Annotated in this window: 1 protein-coding gene (only partly in view); it reads left to right on the top strand. The window is 35.1% G+C overall.

Going from position 1 to position 8,122, the window contains the following annotated elements:
• Nucleotides 1–52 precede the first annotated feature (52 nt).
• The coding region annotated (locus ACKTTV_RS10020) for an amino acid adenylation domain-containing protein (RefSeq protein ID WP_456243523.1) crosses the window boundary (this coding region is incomplete at its 3' end): on the top strand, nucleotides 53–8,122 show 8,070 of its 15,811 nt. The annotated region continues 7,741 nt past the right edge of the window.

Raw genomic sequence — 8,122 nt, 5'->3', positions numbered from 1 at the left:
CAACCTAGTGAATTGGGCTATAGCCAGTTTCAAAGGTTCATTGGATCTAGGAATGCTAGCGAGTACTTCTATCAATTTTGACTTATCGATTTTTGAAATATTCACCTCATTAGCATCAGGAGTAAAGATTGAATTAGTAGATAATTTATTATCACTAATTGAAGATTCAGAAGTTTCTGTATCACTAATCAATACAGTCCCAAGTGTTTTATTAGGAGTCTTAGAATCAGGAAAACTGCCTGAAACTGTAAAAACGATCAACCTAGCAGGAGAGCCGTTATTACCAAGTTTGGTAGATCGTATTTACAAAGAAAGCTCAGTAGAAGCGATCTATGATTTATACGGACCATCAGAAGCGACTACCTATAGTACATTTATAAAGAGAGAATTAAACGGAGTTCAAACCATTGGACGTCCAATAGCCAATACTCAGATTTATATTTTAAGTGAAGGAGAAGAATTAGTACCAGTAGGCGTTGTAGGAGAATTATGTGTAGGAGGAAAAGGAGTTGCTAGAGGATACTTAAACAGAGAAGAACTAACCAATGAAAAGTTTGTTCCAAATCCGTTTAAGGAAGGCGAAAGAATCTACAAGACAGGAGATTTAGCTCGTTGGTTACCTAATGGAATTTTAGAATATGTAGGAAGAAAAGATTCTCAGGTTAAAGTTAGAGGATACCGAATTGAATTAGGAGAGATTGAAACTGCTTTAGCAACCATAAACAATATTCAAAACAGCTGTGTACTTGCCAAAGAAGATATCACAGGAAGCAAGCGCTTAGTAGGTTATGTAGTAGCAGATGGAGAATTCGACAAAGAAAAAGTTCAAGCCGAATTAAAAGAGGTTTTACCAGAATATATGGTTCCTAGTTTATGGGTTGAACTAGAAGAAATGCCATTAACGGCTAGTGGAAAGTTAGACAGAAAAGCCTTACCAGAATTAGACGGATCATTATTGTCAACCAAAGCATATGTAGCTCCAAGAACTGAGGTAGAAGAGCAAATCGCTAGAATTTGGCAAGATGTATTAGGCTTAGAAAAGGTCGGAGTTTATGACAATTTCTTCGAACTAGGAGGGCATAGTTTACTTGTGGTCCAATTGATTTCTAGATTACAAAAGCTAGATTTATACATAGAGGTAAAAGATATTTTTACAAATGCCACGATTGCACAAATAGCAGAAAAACTATCGTCTGATACTGAAAGATATCAAGTTCCAGCCAATGGAATTACACCAGAAGTGGAGCATATAGTTCCATCAATGGTTCCGTTATTAGATTTTGCTCAAGAAGATATCGACATGGTGGTTTCGAAGGTTCCTGGAGGCGTTTCGAATGTTCAGGATATCTATCCATTATCACCATTACAAGAAGGAATGTATTTCCATTATTTAATGAGTAATGAAGAAGAAGGAGATCCATATATTTTATCGAATTTGTTGTCTTTCCCAGATAAAGAAAAGCGAACTATTTTTATTGAAGCACTTCAGTTTGTAGTAAATCGTCATGATGTTTTACGAACTTGTTTTATAAGTAAAGACTTACCAAAAACAGTTCAGGTAGTGCAACGAGAGGCTAAGTTATTAGTAGAAGAAATATTTATTAATCCTGCAAAAGATATACTATCAGAATTAGAAATACTTAAATCGCCAGGAAATCAATGGATGGATATTTCAAAAGCTCCATTGTTGAAGTTAAAAGCGACAGATGATGAAGAAAACGGAATTTATTATTTGTTAATTGATCAACACCACTTGGCATTAGATCATGTAGGTTTAGAAAAAGTGGTCGCTGAAGTTGAGCAATACCTATTAGGAAACGGAGCTAACCTTTCAACACCAGTATTGTATAGAGATTTTATTGCGCACACATTACATCAGCAATCAACTAATGACAGCAAAGCTTACTTTAAAGAGTTGTTAGGAACGATTGAAACACCTACATATCCATTTGACTTATCAAATGTTCGTGGAACTGGACGAGACATAAAAGATTCAGAATTCCTTATTCCTGAGGAAGTAAGTAAGGAAGTTCGAACAGTTAGCGCAAAATTAGGAATGAGTCCAGCTGTTCTATTCCATGCTGCTTATGGTTTAGTTATTGGTAGCTGTAGTAATTCTGATTATGCACTATTTGGATCGTTATTTTCTGGACGTTTACAGGGATCGTCAAATTCCTTAGATTCGTTAGGGTTATTTATAAATACCTTACCGTTTTTTGCAGAATTAAAGGGCAGTGTTTCAGAATATGTTACTAACGTAAAAAATGGATTAAATGAACTTTTACCTTATGAGCAAACTTCTGTAGCCGATATCCAAAATTGGAGTGGTGTTTCAAATGATTTGCCTTTATTCAGTGCCATATTAAATTATCGTCATTCTACAGTTCCTTCGGAAGAAGTAGAAGAACCATCAAATGGAATTGATTTAGGGATAAGCAGACATGGAGGACATGAAAGTACAAACTATCCAGTTTGTATAGATATAGATGATTATGGAGATTATTTTGGTGTAGTAGCTCAAATTGATATTCGAGTTGATGGAGATCGAGTGATTTCTTATCTCTATAAGGCTTTATTGAGTTTATTGAAAGGATTAACATCACAGGAAGAAGTAACAGTTTCAGACCTGAAAATATTACCAGAAACAGAAGAAAGTCAGTTATTAGACGTTTTCAATGCTGCTTCAGCTGATTACCCATTAGATAAAACAATTGTAGATTTATTTACAGATCAAGTTCAAAAAACTCCGGAAGCAATTGCGGCGATTTTTGAGAATCAGCAAATCACTTATAAAACTTTGGATGAGCGTTCTAATCAACTGGCTCATTACTTAGTAGCTAAAGGAGTTGATTCTGATACCATGGTGGGGATTTGTTTGGAACGTAATTTTGACATGCTGATTGGTGTTTTAGGAATATTAAAATCAGGAGCTGCTTATGTACCAATTAAACCTGATTTTCCTAAGAATCGTATAGCTTACATTCTTCAAGATATAGGGCATTCTTTAGTGGTAACAAATTCAGAAAGCAAATCAGTTTTGTCTTCTTTAGAAACAATTGATTTAGTATTGTTAGATGATTCTGATTTACAGACAAATTGCCCAAAAACAACCTTAGATAAAGTTTATAGTGCTTCAGATTTAGCTTATGTAATTTATACTTCAGGAAGTACTGGATTACCTAAAGGAGCAATGATAGAGCATGCTGGATTGTTGAATCACTTATTCATCATGGTCGATGAGTTGGAGATGAATAGTAATAGCACAGTAGCCTTTACTGCTCCGTTTACCTTTGATATTTCAGTATGGCAAATGTTAAGTGGATTATTATGTGGAGGACGTATTGCAATTTATACGGAAGAAGAACTTTTAGCTATTGATAATTTCCAATATTCTTTAGAAAAAAATAATATAAGTCATCTTCAATTAGTACCATCTTACGTTGCTAGTTTACTGGAAAGTGATACTGTTGTTTCAGGATTATCTAATCTAGCGTATTTCCTTGTTACTGGAGAAGCAGCTACCAAATCGTTATTAGATAAATGGTTCTCATTATATCCAAATGTTCCAGTTGTAAATGCATATGGACCAGCGGAAGCTTCAGATGATATCACACTTCACATAATGAATGAATCTCCAACAGGAGCTGTGGTTTCAATAGGGAAGCCAGTGGCGAATATGGATGTTTATGTTGTAGGTCAATTTGACAAATTATGCCCAATTGGAGTTGTCGGAGAATTATGGACAGCAGGAATTGGAGTTGGCCGAGGGTATTTGAATAGAGAAGAGCTTACCAAAGAGAAATTCATAGAAAATCCATTTAAATCAGAAGGAGGAAGACTATACAAGACAGGAGATTTAGGAAGATGGTTACCTGATGGAACTATTGAGTTTATGGGACGTTCGGATGATCAGGTGAAAATTCGAGGCTACCGTATTGAATTAGGTGAAGTTGAAAATGCTTTATCAGTTATTTCTGGAGTTCAAAATAGTTGTGTTTTGGCTAAAAAAGATGCAAGTGGAATAAGTCGCTTAGTAGGTTATGTAGTAATGACTGGCAAGTTTGATAAAGAAAAAATCCAAGATGGTTTATTGAAAAGCCTACCAGAATACATGGTTCCTAGTTTATGGGTTGAATTAAAAGAAATGCCATTAACAGCAAATGGAAAGATTGATAAGAAAGCCTTACCAGAACCAGACGGATCATTATTATCAACAAACGAATATATTGCTCCAAGAAATGAAACAGAAGCGCAGATTGCTACTATATGGCAAAATGTATTAGGCATAGAAAAGGTCGGAGTTTATGATAATTTCTTTGAATTAGGTGGGCATAGTTTATTAGTGGTTCAGTTAATTTCTCAGTTACAGAAGAATGATTTCCATATTTCGGTAAAAGATATTTTCGCAAATCCAACAGTTGCGTCAATAAGTGAAAAATTAGCATCAGGAGAAACAATCTATCAAGTTCCAGCAAATGGAATTACTAAAGATATAGATCGTATTGTTCCATCGATGGTTCCTTTATTAGACTTTGAGCAGGAAGATTTAGATAAGATCGTGAATAGTGTAGAAGGAGGAGTTTCAAATATCGAAGATATTTATCCATTATCACCATTACAAGAAGGAATTTATTTCCATCATTTAATGAGTAATCCAGAAGAAGGAGATCCATATGTTTTACCTCACTTGTTATCGTTTCCAAGCAAAGAAAATCGAGATACATTCATAAAAGGATTACAGTTTGTAGTTAATCGTCATGATGTACTACGTACTTGTGTTATAAGCGAAGGACTACCTCAAGCAGTTCAAGTTGTACAACGAGAAGCAACTTTGTCTTTAGAATGTTTAAAGATAGATTCTTCTAAAGATACTTTACAAGAATTACAAGACCTAACAGCTTCTGGAAATCTGTGGGTAGATGTGTCAAAAGCTCCTTTATTGAAGTTACAGTCTGCAGATGATCCTACAAATAATACTTATTATCTAGTTTTACTAGAGCATCATTTAACATTAGATCATGTAGGGGTAGAAAAAATTATAGAAGAGATTGGAGCGTATTTAACTGGGAATGCATCGATTTTATCGAAACCAGCATTATATAGAGATTTTATTGGTCATACCTTATATCAACAAGCTACTAACGATAGTGCTTCTTACTTTACGAACTTATTAGGAGATATAGATACCCCAACGTATCCATTTGAGTTATCTAATATTCATATTACTGGATCTTCAATAAAGGAAGCTACAGGTGTTCTGCCAAACGACTTAAGCAAGGAAATCAGAAATATATGTACAAGGAAAGGAATGAGTCCAGCAACTTTATTCCATGCAGCTTATGGTTTAGTTATCGGAAAATGTAGTAACATGGATTATGCTATTTTCGGGTCTTTATTCTCTGGACGTTTACAGGGTTCATCAGGAGCGGCAGATTCGTTAGGATTATTCATTAATACGTTACCATTTTATGTAGCCTTTGAGGGATCTATGACAGAATACGTTGAAACTGTTAAACAACGATTAGCAAGTTTATTACCTTATGAACAGACTCCGTTGTCAAGTATTCAAGGATGGAGCGGCGTTTCGAATGAAGTTCCTTTGTTCAGTGCCTTGTTAAATTTCCGTCATACTTCTTTGGGATCGGAAGCAGAAGAAAATAGCCCAGGGGTAGATTTAGGTATCAATGTTATTGGAGGCCAAGAACGCACCAATTATCCATTTACTTTAAGTGTTGACGATTACGGGGTTGATTTTGGATTAACAGCTCAAATAGATGAAAGTATTGAGGCTACTCGTGTTATAGAGTACATGCAAGAAGCCTTAGAACAATTAGTACAAGGTTTAAACTCTGAAGAAACTGTAGAGATAAACAATGCAGTTATTTTACCAAAAGAAGAAGAGCAGTTATTATTAGAGACTTTCAACAATACTGAAGCAGCGTATCCATTAGATACAACGATACTAGATCTTTTCTCAGAGCAGGTAAAGCAATCACCAAAACAAGTTGCTGTTGTTTATAAAGGAGAAACATTAAGCTATAAAGAATTAGATCAGCGTTCAAACCAAGTAGCACGTTATTTACAAGCAGAGGGAGTTCAAGCAGATGGATTGGTAGGAATTTGTATGACGCGTAGTTTGGAGATGATTGTAGGAATCTTAGGAGTTCTAAAATCTGGAGGAGCCTATGTACCAATCGATCCAAACTATCCAAAAGAGCGTATTTCTTATATCATAGAAGACACTGGAATTGAATTAGTATTAAGTAATGCCGCAAGCCAAGATGTTTTAGAAGATAAAGAAGGATTCAAAAGCATTGCATTGGATACTGATTGGGATCAGATTTCGGAGTATTCAACAAGAAAACTAAGTTATAAGTCAATATCACAAGACAATCTGGCTTACGTGATTTACACTTCAGGAAGTACAGGAAAGCCAAAAGGAGTGCTTATTGAGCATGGAAATATGTTCAATCTAGTGAACTGGGCAATAGATAATTTCAAAGATTCATTGGATCTAGGAATGCTTGCTAGTACTTCTATCAATTTTGATTTATCAATTTTCGAGATATTTACTTCACTAGCATCAGGAGTAAAGATTGAATTAGTAGATAACTTACTATCACTAGTTGAAGATTCGGAAGTTTCTGTATCACTAATCAATACCGTACCAAGTGTTTTATTAGGAGTATTAGAATCAGGAAAATTACCTGAAACAGTAAAAACGATCAACCTTGCGGGTGAGCCATTATTATCAAGTTTTGTAGATCGTATTTACGAAGAAAGCTCAGTAGAAGCAATCTATGATTTATATGGACCATCTGAGGCGACTACCTATAGCACATTTATCAAAAGAGAATTAAACGGAGTTCAAACTATTGGACGTCCAATAGCTAATACTCAGATTTATATTTTAAGTGAATCGAGTGAACTAGTACCAGTAGGAGTTGTAGGAGAATTATGTGTAGGAGGAAAAGGAGTTGCCAGAGGATACTTAAACAGAGAAGAACTAACCAATGAAAAATTTGTTCCAAATCCATTTAAGGAAGGAGAAAGAATCTATAAAACAGGAGATTTAGCACGCTGGTTAGCTGATGGAACCTTAGAATATGTAGGAAGAAAAGATTCACAAGTAAAGGTTAGAGGATATCGAATAGAATTAGGAGAGATTGAAACAGCTTTAGCAGCTTTAAACAATATTCAAAACAGTTGTGTACTTGCCAAAGAAGATGTTACAGGAAGTAAGCGTTTAGTAGGATATGTAGTTGTAGAAGGAGAGTTCAACAAAGAAAAAGTTCAAGCCGAATTAAAAGGGGTTTTACCAGAATACATGGTTCCTAGTTTATGGGTTGAACTCGAAGAAATGCCATTAACAGCAAGCGGTAAGTTAGACAGAAAAGCCTTACCAGAACTAGATGGATCATTATTGTCAACCAAAGCCTATGTAGCTCCAAGAACTGAGGTAGAAGAGCAAATCGCTACGATTTGGCAAGATATATTGGGTGTTGAAAAAGTAGGTATCTATGATAATTTCTTTGAATTAGGAGGACATAGTTTACTAGTGGTTCAATTAATCTCAAGATTACAAAAGCTTGATTTATACATAGAGGTAAAAGATATTTTTGCCAATGCCACCATTGCACAGATAGCAGAAAAATTATCATCGGAGACTTCAAGATATCGAGTGCCAGCCAATGGAATTACACCAGAAGTGGAGCATATCGTTCCATCAATGGTTCCATTGTTAGATTTTACTCAAGAAGATATTGATACGGTAGTTTCAAAGATTTCAGGAGGCGTTTCTAATATTGAAGATATCTATCCATTATCACCATTACAGGAAGGGATGCACTTCCATTATTTAATGAGTGATAAAAAACAAGGAGATTCATATGTTTTATCGAACCTGCTATCGTTTACAGACAAAGAAAAGCGTCAATCATTTATCGAGGCATTACAATTTGTAGTCAATCGTCATGATGTTTTAAGAACTAGTTTTATAAGTGAAGGTTTACCAAAAGCGGTTCAGGTAGTACAACGAAAAGCTGAATTATCAGTAGAAGAACTAATCTTTGATAACAAAGCTGATATTTTAACTGAATTAGAAGAGTTAACAGCTCCAGGA

Origin of the sequence: Tenacibaculum xiamenense, from assembly GCF_964513065.1 — a bacterium.
Taxonomy (GTDB): domain Bacteria; phylum Bacteroidota; class Bacteroidia; order Flavobacteriales; family Flavobacteriaceae; genus Polaribacter; species Polaribacter xiamenense.
This window is presented reverse-complemented; position numbering and strand designations above follow the sequence as displayed.